General features: G+C 73.8%; 13 protein-coding genes. 9 read left to right on the top strand and 4 right to left on the bottom strand.

Features of this window, described 5'->3' with window-relative positions:
* Window positions 1-57: 57 nt before the first annotated feature.
* The 5 genes from AB0D94_RS21070 (at window position 58) to AB0D94_RS21050 (ending at window position 5564) form a co-directional block, all read left to right on the top strand.
* The gene (locus AB0D94_RS21070; protein WP_362053990.1) at window positions 58-297 is read left to right on the top strand and encodes a DUF397 domain-containing protein; all 240 of its coding nucleotides are present in this window, start codon (window positions 58-60) and stop codon (window positions 295-297) included.
* A gap of 211 nt (window positions 298-508) precedes the next feature.
* Window positions 509-916 carry an ACT domain-containing protein gene (locus AB0D94_RS21065; RefSeq protein ID WP_362053987.1) on the top strand — a complete coding sequence of 136 codons (408 nt, stop codon included), beginning with the start codon at window positions 509-511 and terminating at the stop codon, window positions 914-916.
* 159 nt (window positions 917-1075) lie between these two features.
* Complete coding sequence (locus tag AB0D94_RS21060; RefSeq protein ID WP_362053984.1) at window positions 1076-4108, top strand: AAA family ATPase; 3033 nt, start codon at window positions 1076-1078, stop codon at window positions 4106-4108.
* 34 nt (window positions 4109-4142) lie between these two features.
* On the top strand, window positions 4143-4961 hold the full coding sequence (locus AB0D94_RS21055; protein WP_362053981.1) for a maleylpyruvate isomerase family mycothiol-dependent enzyme: 819 nt from the start codon (window positions 4143-4145) through the stop codon (window positions 4959-4961).
* 102 nt (window positions 4962-5063) lie between these two features.
* On the top strand, window positions 5064-5564 hold the full coding sequence (locus AB0D94_RS21050) for a hypothetical protein (protein ID WP_031151070.1): 501 nt from the start codon (window positions 5064-5066) through the stop codon (window positions 5562-5564).
* A gap of 37 nt (window positions 5565-5601) precedes the next feature.
* On the opposite strand, the gene kstD is transcribed toward AB0D94_RS21050, so the two are convergent.
* Complete coding sequence (gene kstD / locus AB0D94_RS21045) at window positions 5602-7374, bottom strand: 3-oxosteroid 1-dehydrogenase (protein ID WP_362053976.1); 1773 nt, start codon at window positions 7372-7374, stop codon at window positions 5602-5604.
* Between the two features lie 177 nt (window positions 7375-7551).
* Here kstD and AB0D94_RS21040 point away from each other — a divergent pair, with 177 nt between their 5' ends.
* The gene (locus tag AB0D94_RS21040) at window positions 7552-8208 is read left to right on the top strand and encodes an ankyrin repeat domain-containing protein (RefSeq protein WP_362053973.1); all 657 of its coding nucleotides are present in this window, start codon (window positions 7552-7554) and stop codon (window positions 8206-8208) included.
* Between the two features lie 99 nt (window positions 8209-8307).
* Here the strand turns inward: AB0D94_RS21040 and AB0D94_RS21035 are convergent, their stop codons facing one another.
* Window positions 8308-9432: an aminoglycoside phosphotransferase family protein gene (locus AB0D94_RS21035; RefSeq protein ID WP_362053970.1), complete on the bottom strand. Its 1125-nt coding sequence runs from the start codon at window positions 9430-9432 to the stop codon at window positions 8308-8310.
* Between the two features lie 229 nt (window positions 9433-9661).
* Here AB0D94_RS21035 and AB0D94_RS21030 point away from each other — a divergent pair, with 229 nt between their 5' ends.
* On the top strand, window positions 9662-11158 hold the full coding sequence (locus AB0D94_RS21030) for a hypothetical protein (protein ID WP_362053967.1): 1497 nt from the start codon (window positions 9662-9664) through the stop codon (window positions 11156-11158).
* A gap of 113 nt (window positions 11159-11271) precedes the next feature.
* On the opposite strand, the gene AB0D94_RS21025 is transcribed toward AB0D94_RS21030, so the two are convergent.
* Entirely contained in the window at window positions 11272-12696 is a 1425-nt protein-coding gene (locus tag AB0D94_RS21025) for a SpoIIE family protein phosphatase (protein ID WP_362053964.1), read from the bottom strand.
* A 217-nt stretch (window positions 12697-12913) separates the two neighbouring features.
* A complete protein-coding gene (locus AB0D94_RS21020) occupies window positions 12914-13165 on the bottom strand; it encodes an SCO4226 family nickel-binding protein (RefSeq protein WP_362053961.1) in 252 nt (83 codons plus the stop codon).
* 370 nt (window positions 13166-13535) lie between these two features.
* Between AB0D94_RS21020 and AB0D94_RS21015 the strand changes: the two genes are divergently transcribed.
* Complete coding sequence (locus AB0D94_RS21015) at window positions 13536-15746, top strand: molybdopterin cofactor-binding domain-containing protein (protein WP_362053958.1); 2211 nt, start codon at window positions 13536-13538, stop codon at window positions 15744-15746.
* A gap of 20 nt (window positions 15747-15766) precedes the next feature.
* Window positions 15767-16222 carry a (2Fe-2S)-binding protein gene (locus AB0D94_RS21010; RefSeq protein WP_362053955.1) on the top strand — a complete coding sequence of 152 codons (456 nt, stop codon included), beginning with the start codon at window positions 15767-15769 and terminating at the stop codon, window positions 16220-16222.
* Window positions 16223-16254: the final 32 nt, after the last annotated feature.

The raw sequence follows: 16254 nt of genomic DNA, 5'->3' as shown, positions 1-16254 counted from the left end.
GCACCCGCTGCGGTGGTTAACCTGGCCCCCGGACGACGTACCGGGAGGAGCACGCACGTGGCCGAGAGCATGACTTCACAGCCCCTCGCTGGCTGGGGCAAGCCCGACCTCGATCTCACCGAGGCGGACTGGCGGTCGAGCAGCAGGGGAGCGGGTGACGTCCAGATCGCCTTCGTCGAGGGGTTCGTCGCCATGCGCAACAGCGAGCGCCCCGAAAGCCCTTCGCTCATCTTCGCGCCGGACGAGTGGAACAAGTTCGTGCTGGACGCCCGGGGCGGGGAGTTCGACCTGACGTAGTCGGGGTGCCCGGCGCACCACCGGGGCGGGGAGCCGCCGCCCCGGTGGCCGCCGGCGAGGAAGGCCGGAGGCCGGGCCCGTCGGCCCGCCGGGCCCGGGCCGGCCTGGTGCCCGCCCGGGCGCGCCGCACGAGCAGACTGCGAACCGGAGCGGCATGCCGTACCCCTGGTGGCACCGGCGGCTCTACGAGGATCACCGTTAGGGTGGCCGCATGAGCGGAGAGAGCGACCTGCGGAAGCTGCTGAGCGGCATGCGGCCCGAGCTGCACGAGGGACGGTACGTGTTCTGCACCGTCCCCGGCACGACGGTCCCCGCGGGGACCGCCCCCGTGGCCACCGTCCTGGAAGCCGAGGGACTCACCCTGGTCCTGCGCCAGGAGGAGGCCGACGCCGCCGGTCTCGCCTACGACTTCACCGCCGGCTGGATCACCCTGCGGATCCACTCCGCCCTCGACGCCGTGGGCCTCACCGCCGCCTTCGCCACCGAACTCGGCGCACACGGCCTGAGCTGCAACGTCATCGCCGGCTACCACCACGACCACCTCTTCGTGGCCGCCGACCGGGCCGCCGAGGCCGTCGCCGTCCTGGAGGACCTCGCGGCGCGTTCCGCCCAGGACTGAACTACCCGCCACCGCCCCCCGGAACGGGACCCGCAAGGAAGATCGGATCCATTCCCCGTACCGGGATCCCTCCTGGTGCGCGCGGGCGTACGCTGATCCCCTGAACAGGCCTGGGGGGTACCAGTCGTGACGGAACACCGTGCCCGCAGAATCCGCACGATGGTCGAGCGCGAGGCCGAACTCGCCACCGTGGACGAGGCCCTGGACCAGCTCGGCGGCCCCGGACCCGGCCCCGGCGGCGCGCTCCTCGCCTTCTCCGGCCCCGCCGGCCTCGGCAAGACCACCCTGCTCGCGGAAGTGCGCCGCCGCGCCCGCACCCGCTCCTGCACCGTCCTGACCGCGCGCGGCGGCGAACAGGAGCAGAACCAGCCCTTCCACGTCGCCCGCCAGCTCATCCAGCCCCAGCTCGCCGGCACCTCCGAGGAGGAACTGCGCGCCGCGCTCGGCAGCTGGTACACCATCGTCGGCCCGGCCCTCGGCCTCTGCGCACCCGAACAGGGCGCCCCGCCCGACCCCCAGGGCCTGCGCGACGGACTCGACTGGGTGCTGACCCACCTCGTCGTCAAAAGGGCCCCCGTCACCCTCGTCCTCGACGACGCCCACTGGGCCGACCCCGAATCCCTCGGCTGGCTCGCCGCCTTCACCCCGCGCACCGAACACCTCCCGCTGCTCCTCGTCGTCGCCTACCGCCCCGACGAACTGCCCGCGCACGCCGACGCCTTCCGTACGCTGCCCGGCCGGGCGGGACAGCGCCCGCTGCCCCTCGCCCCGCTCACCTCCACCGCCGTCGCCGCCCTGGTCCGGGAGGCGCTCGGCGACCACGCCGAGGACGCCTTCTGCGACGAGCTCTGGGCCGTCACCGCAGGCAACCCCTTCGAAGCCGTCGAACTCACCGCCAAGGTCCGGGACAAGGGACTCGCCCCGGTCGGTACGAGCGCCGCGCTCCTGCGCGACCTCGCCGCCGCCCAGCGCGGCAGCGGCCTCGTCGCCCGCCTCGACCGCCTCGGGCCCTCCACGGTCCGCTTCGCCTGGGCCTGCGCCGTCCTCGGCACCGCCATCCCGCAGGAACTCGCCGCCCGGGTCGCCGCCCTGGGCACCGAGGAGGCCGCGCACGCCACCGGAAGGCTGCGGGACGCCCGCATCCTGGCCGCGGCGGCCGCGGCGGCCGCGGCGGGCACGGCGGGCACGGCGGGCGCGGCACCGGGCACTGCGGGCACGGCCGGGGCCACCACCGGGCCGGACCCGGCGGAAGAACCCGAGGCCGGGCTGGAGTTCGTCCACCCCCTCATCGCCACCGCCCTCTACCGCTCCATCCCCGACGCCCTGCGCGTGGCCCTGCACGGCAAGGCCGCCGCAGCCGTCGTCGACGCCGGACTCGGCTCCTCCGCCGCGGCCCGCCACCTCCTGGAGACCCACCCCGAGAACGACCCGTGGGTGGTACGCACCCTGCGCGAGGCCGCCGCCGAGAACCTCCGGGCCGGCGCCCCCGAGGCCGCCCGCCGCCAGCTCGCCCGAGCCCTGCGCGAACCCCCGGACTTCGACGAACGCGCGGCCGTCCTGTACGAACTCGGCTGCGCCTCCCTGCTCACCGAACCCGCCAACACCGTCAACCACCTGCGCGCCGCCCTCGCCGAACCGGTCGAGGACCCCGCGCTGCGCCAGGGCATCGTCATCCGGCTCGCCCAGGTCCTCGCGCACAGCGACCACCTCGCCGAGGCCTCCGAGGCACTGGCGCGGGAGATCCCGTACACCGCGGACGTCCGCGCCCGGCTGCGGCTGCAGTCGGAGCAGTTCATGTGGGACGCCTTCAACGCCGCCGAGGCCGATTCCCCGGCCCGCTCCCGCAGGCTGGCCAGGCTCGCAGACCGGCTGACCTGCCGCGACCTCACCGAGCGGTACATCATCGGGCTGCGCACCTGGGACGCCTGCCTGCGCGGCGAACCGGTCGGCGTGGTCCTGCACCATGCCGAGCGGGCCCTGCGCCAGGACCTCAGCTGGGCCCACGAGGACCGCGGCTTCGAGGTCCCGGTGCTCGCCGCGATGGTCCACATGTACGCCGACCGGCCGTGGCGGGCGGAGCGGCTGTTCGACGCGGGCACCGCCGAGTTCGAGCGGCAGGGCTGGCGCGGCGCCCACCTCTCCTTCGCGTACAGCCTGCGCGCGTACATCCGCTACCGGCGCGGGCGGCTCGTGGAGGCCGAGGAACTGGCCCGGGCCGGGCTGCGGCTCGCCGAGCGCGTGGGCCGCCGTACGCCGGTGCACTGGTACGCGATAGCCATCCTCGTCACGACCCTGCTGGCGCGGGGGCGGGCCGACGAGGCCTGGGAGCTGGCCCGGGAGCACGAGTACCGGGCGCCCTTCCCGGCGGCCGTGGTCTTCCCGGACTCCCAGACCGTCTACGCCGAACTGCTGCTGGCCCGCGGCGACACCAAGGGGGCCACGGCCGAACTGGAGGCGGTGGACCGGCGGCTGACCCCGCGCGGCATCCAGAACCCGGCCTGGTGCCCGTGGCAGCTGCACCTGGCCCGCGCGGTGTCGGCGGAGGACCCGGACCGCGCCCGGGCCCTGGCCGGTGACGCGGTCCGGCGGGCCCGGGCCTTCGGCTCCGCCTCGGGCATCGGGCAGGCCCTTCGGGTGGCGGCGGAGGTCGCGGCGCCCGAGGACCGGGTGGGACTGCTCCGGGAGGCGGTGGCCCTGCTGGCGGCTTCCCCGGCGGGGTACGAACTGGCCCGCGCGCAGGCCGCACTGGGCGCCGGGCTGCGGGACGCGGAACTGCTGGAACGGGCCGTGGTGACGGCCCGGGAATGCGGCGCGGACGCCCTGGAGGCGGAGGCGGCCGAGGCTCTGCTCGGGCTGGGCGGCGCTTTGCCGTTCGGGTCCTCCTGGGAGGACGGGCTCACGCCGGAGGAGCTCCGTGCGGCGGAGCGGGCGGCCGCGGCGGAGCGGGCCGGCCGGGCCGAACGTGTGGACCGGGCTGACGCCGGCCGGGCCGATCGTCTGCACCGGGCTGACGCCGGCCGGGCCGAACGTGTGGACCGGGCCGAGGCCGACCGCGCCGGGCGCACCCCATACCCGGCCGGCGCGGCGGCGGCCGGACCGGACTGGGAACTGTCCGCGGCCTGCCGGAAGCTCGGCACGGACCGCCCGGGGCTGCCCGCCGCCCTGGCCGCGTCCGCCCGTGGCCAAGGATGAGAGGTTCCCCCGCTCCCCGGGCAGAGTGATCCCCATGGACCACATCACCCGGACCGCACACTTCCGGAGCGAGGCCGCCGCGTTCGAGAAGGCCGTCCGCCGCGCGCTCGAACCGGGCGGCGAGGCGCCACTGGTCCCCTCGTGCCCCGGCTGGTCGGTGTCCGACCTCGTCGGGCACCTGGGGAGCGTGCAGCGCTACGTCGCCCACATCCTGCGCGAACGCCTCACCGAGGCCCCGGACCCCACGGACCTCTCCCTCTACGGACTCCCGGCCGACCCGCGGGTACGGGCCGCCTGGCCGGTGCCCGACCGGGCCCCGAACCGGGGACCGGTGCCCGAGGCGCTGACGCAGTGGTTCGCGCGGGGCGCGGGAGAGCTGGCGGCCCTCTTCCGCGAGCTCGGGCCCCAGGTGCCCGTGTGGACCTGGGCGCCGGAGCGGACCTCGGGCTTCTGGCTGCGGATGCAGACGATCGAGCTGGCACTCCACCGCTGGGACGCCGAATCGGTGACGGGGTCGGCCGGCCCCCTGGACCCCGCCCTGGCCGCCGACGCCGTGGCCCAGACCTTCGAGGTGATGGCTCCGGCCCGGCGGTCCTGGCGGGTCGCCCCGCCGGGCACGGGGGAGCGGTACCGCTTCCGGCGTACGGACGGCCCGCAGGCCTGGACGGTCACCTTCGACGGGGACGAGGTCCTGGCGGACCCCGATCCCACCGCCCAGGTGGCCGTCGAGGCCGCGGGGACGGCCTCGGACCTGGCCCTCTTCCTCTGGCGCCGGCTCCCGCCCACGGCCCTGAGGGTCTCCGGCGACGCCGGTCTGCTGCCGCACTACTTCACCCTGGTCCCACCCGTCTGACCCGCGGATCCCGGCGGCGGCCCCGCCGGGACCCTGCCGGGGCCGGAGCCGGATGAGGGGCCCCGGGCCGGAAAACTGCGCCCGGCCACGTACCATGGCGGCATGTCCTTCCTCCGCCGCCACCGCGCCGCCACACCCGCCGGCCCGGACTTCGACGTCCTGGCCATGGACCCGGGGGACTGGCCGGGCAATCTCGGGGCCGGGCTGCTGCCCGCGCCCGACGGCAGCTGCCAGGGTGTCTTCCTCCGCTACGACCTGTTCGGCGGACGCGGCCCCGCGATGATCATCGGGAACCTCCCCGAGGGCTCCCCCGCCCGGGACCTCTCCGACGGGCAGATCCCCTTCGAGGTGGCCCAGCTCCTCGACGCCCTGGAGAACGACGAGGACGTCGAGGTCACCGGCGCCGAGGACTGCCCCGTCATGCAGGGCGACAACCTCCTCATCGTCCGGAAGATCAAGCTGTCGGAGTCCCGCATCTCCTGCGTCCAGTTCGACCGCAGCGACAATGTGCTGGTCACCATCGCCAGCTGGGACCGCCCGATCACCGATGACCTCTACGCCCTCCTGAAGCCGCTCCCCGCCGAGCTCTTCCAGCAGGGCTGACCACCCCCAGTACCCGCACCGCGCGCAGAGGGCGCCGTCACGCGTCCGCGATGGCGTTGGCCGCCACGTAGCCGAACGTCATCGCGGGGCCGATCGTCGATCCGGCCCCCGCGTAGCTGTGGCCCATCACCGCCGCGCTCGCGTTGCCGGCCGCGTACAGGCCCCGGATCACCGAGCCGTCCGGCCGCAGGGCCCGGGCCCGCGCGTCCGTGACGATGCCGCCCTTGGTGCCCAGATCCCCCGGCACGATCTTGAACGCGTAGAACGGCGGCGCCCAGATGGGCGCCAGGCACGAGTTCGGCTGCACGTTCGGGTCCGTGTAGTAGTGGTCGTACGCCGTGGCGCCGCGGTGGAAGTCGGTGTCGGTCCCGTGCCACGCCTGCGCGTTGAAGCGGTTCAGCGTCGCGCGCAGGGCCGCCGCCGGAACCCCGATCTGGCCCGCCAGCGCGTCCCACGTCCACGCCTTCTTCGCCGCGCCCGCCTCGTACCAGGAGTCCGGGAAGACGAGCGTCGGGAGGATGTCCTTGAACAGGTACTTGTTGCGGTAGTTCTGATCCACGATCAGCCACGCCGGGATGTGCGAGCCGACCGCGCCCCGGTCCTTCTCGTACATCACGTGCACCACATCGCTGTACGGGGCGGCCTCGTTGACGAACCTCGCGCCGTTGCGGTTCACGATCAGGCCGCCCGGCAAGGTCCGTTCGGCAAGACAGAAGTACGGCTCCGCGGGCAGCGGGATCGACGGCCCCCACCACGCGTCCTCCATCAGCGCCAGCGCCGCCCCGGCCCGCTGACCGGCCCGGATCCCGTCCCCGGTGTTCTCCTTCGCGCCCACCGACCACTGGGTGCCGATCGGCTGCTGCTGGTACTGCGCCCGCATCTGCGCGTTGTGCTCGAAGCCGCCCGAACCGATGATCACGCCGCGCCGGGCCCGTACGGTGCCCCGTACGCCCTCCTTCTCCACCACGACCCCCGTCACGGCGCCGCCCTCCTCGACCAGGTCCACCAGCGGGCTGTTCAGCCACACCGGCACCCCCGCCCGCTGCAACCCGGCGCGCAGCCCGGCCGCCAGGGCCTGGCCCATGGTCAGCGGCTTCTCCCCGCGCAGGGCGGCCTTCGTGCCCCGGGCCAGGCATTCGGTGGACACGGCGAGCCCCTTGGCGCTCACCGCCGCCAGGTTCAGCCACTTGTAGTCCTGGCTGAACACCACCATCCCGGCCGGGACCGGCATGTACGCCGGGTTCAGACGGGCCAGTTCGGCGCCGAGGACATGGCCGTCGATCTGGTCCGGCTCGATGGAGCGGCCGTTCGGCAGCCCGCCGGGCAGGTCGGGGTAGTAGTCGCTGTACCCCTCCATGAAGCGGAACCTGAGCGGGCTGTTGGCCATCACGAAGTCGAGCATCCGCGGCCCCTCGGCCAGGAACGCGGCCTGCCGGTCGGCCGGCACCTCGTCCCCGACGACGGCCGCGAGGTACTGCGCCGCCTTCTGCGGGGTGTCGGGGACGCCCGCGCCGAGGATCACCGAATTGTTCGGCAGCCAGATCCCGGCCCCCGAGCGCGCCGCCGACCCGCCGAACGTGGGCGCCTTCTCGACCACGACCACGCTCAGGCCCCGCCGGGCGGCGGTGAGCGCGGCGGTCATTCCGGCCGCACCGGAGCCGACCACCACCACGTCGTACTCGCCGAGCGGCGGCCCGTCCTGGGCGCTGTCGGCCGTGGCGGTCCCGCCGGGCAGCACGGTGGCGGCGAGCACACCGGCACCGGTCCCGGCCAGGACGCTGCGGCGGGAGGGAAGGGAGGACGACGTCATGGGCGGTCTCCAGGCGGTGTGTGGAGGCAAGGGGCAGATGACCGAGGGATTCTGATGACACGTCAGGAGAGGAAGGTGTTCGGGGGATCATGTGAAGTCAAGGCATACGCGCCACCCGGCACCCGGCCGGAGTGCCCGGCCGTCCGGGACCCCGGCGCCGCGATCTACGATCGGGGCATGGCGAACACACAACGCTCGCAGTGGGACGGCGTCACCACCCGCGACGTGTACCCCGACGACGTCCTGGCCCGGCGCGACCTGCTGGCGGACGCGGCCCGCGACGGCGACTGGCAGCGGGTGTTCGAGCAGCTGGGGCAGAACCCCGACTGGGTCAACGCCACCCGCGTGGGCGGCCGCAGCGGATTCGCCCCGCTGCACCAGGCCGCCTGGCACGGCGCGCAGGACGCCGTCGCCGTGCTCGTCGGCTGCGGAGCCTGGCGCACCCTGCCGACCGCGGACGGGGAGCGGGCCCTGGACATCGCCGTGGCCCGCGGCCACAAGAGCGTGTCGGCCCTGCTCCAGCCCCTGGTGCGCCACCCGCTCCCGAGCGCCACCCTCCACGCGCTGGAAGGCCGGCTGCACGAGCTGATCCGGGCCGACAGCCACGGTCTGGCCGACCGGCACCGCCTGAAGCTGCCCGCGCTGGCCGTGCTGACCGAACTCGCCGAGCCGCGGATGCACTTCCCCGTACCCGGCATGTACGGCGGCTTCTCCTACTGGCTGGAGGGCGACAGCCTCGTCACCGAGAGCGCCAGCCGCGTCGTCGGCGGCTCGGGCCGGCGTCACCGCATCACCACCGGGGCGACCGAGCTGGTCGCCGAGGGATTCGTCTGAGCGGACCGCGGCTCCGCCGCCCGGACGCGCACACTGCCGAGCCCCGGGCGGGTGACCCGGGGCTCGGCAACCATGGGGGTGGGGATGACCCGGCGGAGGTCAGCGTGTGCCGACCGCCGCGCGGACCGCTCTGCGGGCCATTCCGGCATCGTCGTGCAGGCGGCGCAGTAGGAGCCGCTGCTCCTCGCCAGAGGACAGCGCGCCCGACGGAAGGGGCTGGGTCGGGGCGGTCGCGTGCATCGAGCGCTGCACCGCCGTCTCGGACATCCGGATCTCCCGGGTCAGCACCAGCATCAGGTTGACCAGGAAGGCGTCCCGGGCGGCCGGGCCGGCCGACTGGGCGAGGCGGCTGATCTGGCTCCGGGCGGCCGGGGCGTCGCCCAGGACCGTCCACAGCGTGGCCAGGTCGTAGCCCGGCAGGTACCAGCCCGCGTGCTCCCAGTCGAGCAGGACCGGCCCGGCCGGGGACAGCAGCAGGTTCGACAGCAGCGCGTCACCGTGGTTGAACTGCAGCGCCGTGCCCGACAGCTTCACGCCGTGCAGCAGCTTCTGGAGGTCGCCCAGGTCGCGGTCGGTCAGCAGGCCCAGTTCGTAGTCGCGGACGATCCGGCGCGAGTAGTTCAGCGGGGTCCCGAACAGCTCGCCCGGCGGACGCCACTGGTTGACCCGGCAGACCGCGCCCAGGGCGGCCCGCAGGTCGACCCGCGGCGGGGCCTCGACCGGGTGCCGCTGGAGCGCCGCCACCCGGCCGGCCATCCGCTCGACCACCAGCGTGCAGTTCTCCGGGTCGGCGGCGATCAGCCGCGGTACCCGGACCGGCGGGCGGTGCCGGACGAACGCCCGGTATGCCGCTATTTCGTGCCGGTACCGCTCGCGCCACTCCGGCGAATGATCCAGTAAAACCTTCGCGACGGCGGTCATGCGCCCGGTCGTCCCCACGAGGAGGACCGAGCGGCCGCTGCGCCGGAGCACCTGGACCGGGGCGAACTCCGGACAGATCCGCTGCACCGAGGCGAGCGCCGTGCGCAGCTGCGCACCCTGCGGTCCGGAGAAGTCGATTCTCCCGCTGAGCGGCTGCGATCCGGTACCCGGCAGCCGCCGTGCCCGTACGGTGCCCGGCGCCGGGGCCGCCGGGCGGCCGGGGTCGAGGTAGGGGCCGCCGCCCGCCTGGAGCGTGCGGTGCGGCCGGACCGGTGCGGACACGGAGGATGTTGATGCGTACATGGCGTTACGGATCCCTTCGTGCGCCGACGAGTTCGTACGCCGCCCCGCCGGATCCCGTACTTCACCCTGGGGAGTTCCGCCGGTGACCGGGTCGGGGAGGCGCATTCCTACCTGACACCCGGCCGTGGGTGGCGGACCATCGAGCGTGCCCTGGCGAAGCCTGGCGAATAGTCGCTCGGCATCTGACGGGGGGCTACTGTCAAGTCAGCCGAGAACCTGGGGGCTTGACGTGAGCAAAGGTCCAAACACCCGCTTGAACGACCTGTTCGGCCTGGCCGGCTGGTCGAAGGGCGAACTGGCGAGGATGGTCAACCGGCAGGCGGCGGCCATGGGTCACCACCAACTGGCCACCGACACCTCGCGGGTGCGGCGCTGGATCGACATGGGGGAGACCCCGCGCGAACCGGTGCCCACGGTACTGGCAGCACTGTTCACCGAGCGGCTCGGTCGTGTCGTGACCATCGAGGACCTCGGGTTCGTACGGCAGCGGCGCACCAGCAAACGGCAGCCGGACGGGGTGAAGGAGAACCCCGACGGAGTGCCCTGGGCGCCCGAACGCACGGCCGCGGTCCTCACCGAATTCACGGGAATGGACCTCATGCTCAACCGTCGCGGTCTGATGGGCGCGGGCGCCGTGCTCACCGCCGGCTCCGCCCTCAGCAACGCCATGTACGACTGGCTGCACACCGACCCCTCCCGCGCCAGGGAAGCGCAGGGCCCCGGAGATTCCTTCCAGGCCGACCCCGCGGGCTACGACCGCTACGAGGCGGCCCCGATCGGATCCCAGGAGATCGCAGCCCTGGAGCGCTCCGTGGAGGTCTTCCGCGCCTGGGACGCCTCCAGAGGCGGCGGACTCCAGCGCAAGGCCGTCGTCGGCCAGCTCAACGAGGTGGGCGGCATGCTCGCCTACCACCACCCCGACCACCTCCAGCGGCGGCTGTGGGGGGTGGCGGCCAACCTGGCGGTTCTGGCGGGCTGGATGTCCCACGACGTGGGCCTCGAACCGACGGCGCAGAAGTACTTCGTGATCGCCGCGCACGCGGCCCGCGAGGGCGGCGACCGGCCCCGCGCGGGCGAGGCGCTGTCCCGGGCCGCCCGGCAGATGGTCCACCTCGGCAAACCGCACGAGGCCCTGGACCTGATGAAGCTGGCCAAGTCCGGCTCGGGCGAGCAGACCTTGCCGCGCACCCGCGCCATGCTGCACACCATCGAGGCCTGGGCGCAGGCGGCGATGGGCAAGGGCCAGGCCATGCGCCGCACCCTGGGCGAGGCGGAGGAGCTGTTCGTCTCCGACAAGGGCGACGTACCGCCGCCGAGCTGGATGCAGCACTTCGACGAGGCGGACCTGCACGGCATGCAGGCTCTGGCGTACCGGACGCTCGCCGACCACGACGCCACGGCGGCGCCCGTCGCCGCGCGGCACGCGAGGGAAGCGCTGCGGCTGCGCGGTGACGGCTACCAGCGTTCGCAGATCTTCGACTACATCTCGATGGCCTCTGCCTGCTTCATCGCCGACGACCCGGAGCAGGCCGACCGGTACGCCCGCCTCGCGCTGGTCTCGATGAACGAGACCTCCTCGCACCGGACATGGGACCGGCTGCGCGAGATGTACCGGCTCACCGGCCAGTACGCCGGGTACGGGCGCATCGAGGACCTGCGCGAGGAGATCGAGCTGGCCCTCCCGGACAGCCCGGCGCCGCGCAGCCCGCGCGGCAGCGAGGTATAGCCCCCGACCGGCACCGTACGGCGGACCCGTACGGCGCCCCTGCACGGAGACGAAGAAGGCCGCGCCTCCCGGCGCGGCCCCGAAGCTCCTGCGGGCGGCTCGCCCGCTACCCGCTACCCGCCCACCCGGGCGACGAGCACGCAGGCGTCGTCCTCGCGCTCGCTCTCGCCGAACTCCTCGATGACCATCCGCACGCAGTCCTGCGCCGACCGCGCCGCCGAGAACCGCGGCGCCAGCGCCAGCAGCCGCTCGGTGCCGTCCGTGCGGCTGAACTCGATGCTGCGCGGGGTCAGTCCGTCCGTGCTCAGGACGAGTACGTCGCCCACCTCGAGCGGTTCCTCGGCCTGCCCGTAGGACGCGCCGGAGGTCGCGCCCAGCAGCACGCCCTCGGGCGGAACCAGGGAGCGGCCCGAGCCGCGCCGGAACAGCAGCGGGGCGGGGTGCCCGGCCTGGGCCCAGGTCAGCACGCGGCGCGCGGGGTCGTAGCAGCAGCACACGGCAGAGCCGAGCGCGGGCTGTACGGAGGTCTCCAGGAGCTGGTTGAGCCAGCCCATCAGCGGGCCCGGTTCGATCCCCGCCATGGCCATCCCGCGCAGGGCGCCCAGCATCATCGCCATGCCGGAGGTGGCGGTCACCCCGTGCCCGGTCAGATCACCGACCGTCAGCATCGAGCGCCCGTCGGGGAGTTCGAGTGCGTCGTACCAGTCGCCGCCGATCAGCGCGCTGGTCGCGGAGGGAAGGTAGTGCGCGGCCACGTCCAGACTGCCCGCGCTGCCGTGCGGGAACCGCAGGGAGCCGCGCCACGGGGGGAGCACGGCTTCCTGCAGTTCGACCGCCAGCCGGTGCTCGGTCTGCGCGATCTCCCGCCGGCGCTGCAGCGAGTCACGGGACTCGCGCACCGCCCGCTGGCTCCGCCGCAGCTCGCTCACGTCCCGCAGTACGGCCCACATGGATGCCGTACAGCCGTCGGAGTCGATGACCGGCTCGCCCCTCATGTGCAGCGTCCGGACCCGGCCGTCGGCCCGGACGATGCGGAACTCCCCGTCTATCGGCCGCCCGTCCACCAGGCAGGCGGTGACCCATGCGGTGAGCAGGGGCTGGTCCTCCGAGAAGAGGGTGGAGCCCAGCTCGTCGAGGGGCAGCGCACCCGCCTCGGGGGAGCGGCCGAAGATCTGGAAGAGTTCGTCGGACCAGGTGACCTCGTCGGTCAGCAGGTTCCACTCGGCGCTGCCGACGCGGGTCTGGCGGTCCTCCGGACCGAGCTCCGGCCCGGCCTGCGGGGCCTCGATCCGCTCGGGGACGGGTGGCAGGCCCTCCTTGAGCTGGCCGAGGTGCTGGCCGAGGTCGTCGAGGTGATGGACGGCCAGATCACACAGCGCGCGCTGCCAGCGGCCCTGGGCGTCGTCGTCGTCCACGACGGTGTCGCGGCGGACGGCATCCACTTCGCCCCGCAGCCGCCGGGTCTGCGAGATCAGCGCGTCCACCGACCCTGGCTCGGGCGGCTGCGCGGGACGGTCCGCGAACAGGTGGGACGGCATGAGAACTCCGATACAGGCGCGGCACGGCCAAGTCTGAAGGAAGGACCGGTAATGACTGTTGCACAGGCAGCGACGACGTGTAAGACGTTTGGCAACATCCGCAACGGCCTTGCTCCTGGCATATGCCGCAGGCCTCCGGGTTCCTCCTTCCCGTGCGAACGAATCCAGTCAGCCGCGTTCCTGGCGTGAGGTCAGGACGTGGGACCGGGGCGCGGGCTCAGGACACGGTCAGCGGAACCGGGTGGATCTCGTCCGCCGGGTGGCCCGTGCGCTCGTGGATGCGCTGGACCGCCTCCGCGGAGGGGCCTTCGGAGAGGCAGTAGACCGTGCCCGACTCGGGGTCGGCCCAGGCCTTCTCGAAGTGGACGCCCTCTTCGCCCTCGATCGCCAGGTCGGCCCGGTGGGCCTCCGCCAGCTGCTCGCTCGTGATGCCCTTCATTCCGGTGTGGACATCCATGAACGTGGCCATGATGGACCACCTCCCTCTGCTCACTCCATCATCCGCCCGTGACGAGGGGAGGTCGAGTCGGAGGCGGCCGGGCACGGCGGCCGGAAATAGGCCCTGCCGAGGAGGCTTCTCGTTCGTACGGCCGAGGCGTACGAAGCGAGCGGGCCGACGCAATTGGCCCGGGGTGCGGATCAACATTCCGGGGCCCCGCCGCCCGAACGGAGGACGCCGCGCTCCCGCACGGCGGGCCGCGGCGGCCTCCCCGTACCGGCGGCGCAGACCTCACCGGCCCCGGGCTTCCCACCGTACCCGCCGGTAGCTACTCTACGTGTCGGTATTGAACCGGGGGTGGTTCGCACGGGCGGACCCGCGCAGGGTGGGGACACGACACATGACCGGGCAGAGCCGCCGCTCCTTCCTCACCTACCTCGTCGCGGCGCCGACCCTCGCCCTCGTCACCCGGGCCGGCGCCGACGCCCTGCTCCCGCAGCCCGCCCACGCCGTGGTGCCGAGCCTGCCCGCCGTCGCCGACCTCATCGACCTCGGCGACCTGTTCATCCTGGCCGGCGCGCCCACCTCCGCCCTGCTGGCGCTCGCCGTCGAGGCGGACGGCACCATCCGCTTCCGGTTGCCGCGCGAGGAGGTCGGCCAGGGACTCAACACCGCCGTCGCCATGCTGGTCGCGGAGGAACTCGACGCGCCGCTGGCCGACGTGCGCGTCGAACTGGACGACGCCCGACCCGAGTTGCTCTTCAACCAGCTCACCGGCTCCTCCAACTCGATCCGCTCCCTCTACGGGCCGGTCCGGCAGTGCGCCGCCACCGCCCGGGCCCGCCTCGTCGCGGCCGCCGCCCGCCGCTGGAACCTCTCCGCGGCCGGGCTGACCACCGCGGACGGCGCCGTGCGCGCCCCCGACGGCCGCACCGCCGACTACGGAAGCCTCGCCGCGGCCGCCGCCGACCCCGGCCTGGTCGTCCTCGGCGCCACCCCCAAGAAGACGGCGAAGCACACCCTGGTGGGGAAGCCGACCAGCCGTATCGACGCGCGCGCCATGGTCACCGGTTCCCAGCGGTACACGCTCGACCTCCAGGTGCCCGGCGCCAAGCCCTGCGTGGTGCGCCGCCCGCCCACCCTCGGCGGCAGCGTCCGCGCCGTCGCCAATCTCGCCGCCGTCAAGGCGATGCCTGGCGTCCTGCACGTGGTCACCGTCCCGACCGGGGTCGCCGTCGTCGCCGAGACCTTCGGGCAGGCGCTGGACGCCAAGGCCGCCCTCCAGGTCACCTGGGGACCCGGCCCCGCCGACCACCTGTCGGACGCGCAGATCCGCTCCACGCTGCGCGCCGCGACCCCGCCGCTGCTGGTGCCGCCCCTGCTGACCCCGTACGTGGACGCCGAGTTCGACTTCGCCTTCGTCAGCCACGCCCCGATGGAGACCAACTCCGCCGTCGCCGACGTACGGGAGGACCGCGCCGAGATCTGGTCCGGGCTCAAGTCCCCGATCGTGGCCCGCCAGACCATCGCTGCCGACCTCGGCCTGCCCCTCGACAAGGTGACGGTGCACGTGGTCCAGGCCGGCGGCTCCTTCGGCCGGCGGCTCTTCTTCGACGCGGCCCTGGAGGCCGCCCGGATCTCCAAGGCCTGCCGCCGCCCGGTCCGGCTGATGTGGACCCGCGTGGACGACACCCGGCACGGCCGGATGCGCCCCGCCACCCACCACAAGATCCGGGCCACCCACCTGCTGGGGGAGGTGCTCAGCTTCGAACACCGCGTCGCCGCCGCCGAGACCGACTTCCGGCACGGGCTCGGCGAGATCATCACGGCCACCGCCGCGCACCTCCCGCTCGGCATCGGCAACGCCACCCTCGCGCAGACCCTCTTCCACACCACGGTGAAGTCCCCCTACCACTTCGGGCTCACCACACAAGCGCTGACCGAGGTGCCGACCGGCATCCCCACCGGCTCCTGGCGCTCGGTGTACTCCGCCAACACCCGCGGCGCCGAGGAGATCGTGGTCGACGAACTGGCCGCGCGGACCGGCCGGGACCCCTACCGGTTCCGGCGGACCTTCCTGAAGACCGCCGCCCAGCGGGCCGTGCTCGACAAGGCGGCCACGGAAGGGCAGTGGGGGCGGCCGATGGAGCCGGGCTGCGCCCAGGGCATCGCCTTCCACGAGGAGTACAAGTCCCGCACCGCCTGCCTGGTCGAGATCGACACCCGCGACCCGCAGCACGTCCGTGTCACCAAGGCGGTCATCGCCGTGGACGTGGGCCTGCCCGTCAACCCGCGCGGGCTGGAGGCCCAGATGATCGGCGGCCTCACCGACGCCATCTCCACCACCTTGCGCGCCGGACTCCACCTGGACAAGGGGCTTCCCCTGGAGGGCAGTTACAGCCAGTTCCACTGGGCGCAGCAGCGGGACACCCCGCGTGACGTACGGGTCTTCGTGCTGCCCGCCACCGGCGAGGAGCCGGGCGGAGCGGGCGAGCTCGGGGTCCCGGCGGCGGTGGGGGCGATCGCCAACGCCTGGGCCCGGGCCACCGGTTCCAAGCCGCGCAGCTTCCCCCTCGACTTCGACGTCGACTTCACCCCCTACCCCCGATAGCACCGAGCCAGGAGTACGCCGTGCCCTCGCACACCTTCACCGTCAACGGGCAGAGCGTCACCGTGGACGCGCCCGACGATCTGCCCCTCCTGTGGGTGCTCCGCGACATGCTGGGCGTCACCGGTCCCAAGTACGGCTGCGGCGTGGACGTCTGCAAGGCCTGCACCAGCCACCTCGACGGTGAGGACGTCCGGCCGTGCGTGGTGCCCGTCTCCGCCTGCGCGGGGAAGGCGGTGACCACCATCGAGGGCCTGGCCGACGGGGACGAGCTGCACCCCGTGCAGGAGGCCTGGCTCGAACAGGACGTCGCCCAGTGCGGCTTCTGCCAGCCCGGCCAGATCATGGCGGCGGTCGCCCTGCTGAAGCGCACCAGCCGGCCCACCGACGAGGACATCGACGCGATCGCCAACATCTGCCGGTGCGGGACCTACTTCCGCATCCGGGAGGCCATCCGCAGCGCGGCCGCCAAGATGTAGGGGCCGGCCCCCGCGGCGCACGGGGCGCGGGG

This window comes from Streptomyces sp. NPDC048255, assembly GCF_040652415.1.
Taxonomy (GTDB): domain Bacteria; phylum Actinomycetota; class Actinomycetes; order Streptomycetales; family Streptomycetaceae; genus Streptomyces.
Note: the sequence above shows the minus strand (reverse complement) of the source record. Positions and strands in the feature narration are given on the sequence as shown.

Coding starts and splice junctions, on each gene's coding strand:
- AB0D94_RS21015 (WP_362053958.1), top strand. CDS start 13,536: ATGACCGGGCAGAGCCGCCGCTCCTTCCTCACCTACCTCGTCGCGGCG.
- kstD (WP_362053976.1), bottom strand. CDS start 7,374: ATGACGTCGTCCTCCCTTCCCTCCCGCCGCAGCGTCCTGGCCGGGACC.
- AB0D94_RS21025 (WP_362053964.1), bottom strand. CDS start 12,696: ATGCCGTCCCACCTGTTCGCGGACCGTCCCGCGCAGCCGCCCGAGCCA.
- AB0D94_RS21040 (WP_362053973.1), top strand. CDS start 7,552: ATGGCGAACACACAACGCTCGCAGTGGGACGGCGTCACCACCCGCGAC.
- AB0D94_RS21065 (WP_362053987.1), top strand. CDS start 509: ATGAGCGGAGAGAGCGACCTGCGGAAGCTGCTGAGCGGCATGCGGCCC.
- AB0D94_RS21060 (WP_362053984.1), top strand. CDS start 1,076: ATGGTCGAGCGCGAGGCCGAACTCGCCACCGTGGACGAGGCCCTGGAC.
- AB0D94_RS21050 (WP_031151070.1), top strand. CDS start 5,064: ATGTCCTTCCTCCGCCGCCACCGCGCCGCCACACCCGCCGGCCCGGAC.
- AB0D94_RS21055 (WP_362053981.1), top strand. CDS start 4,143: ATGGACCACATCACCCGGACCGCACACTTCCGGAGCGAGGCCGCCGCG.
- AB0D94_RS21020 (WP_362053961.1), bottom strand. CDS start 13,165: ATGGCCACGTTCATGGATGTCCACACCGGAATGAAGGGCATCACGAGC.
- AB0D94_RS21035 (WP_362053970.1), bottom strand. CDS start 9,432: ATGTACGCATCAACATCCTCCGTGTCCGCACCGGTCCGGCCGCACCGC.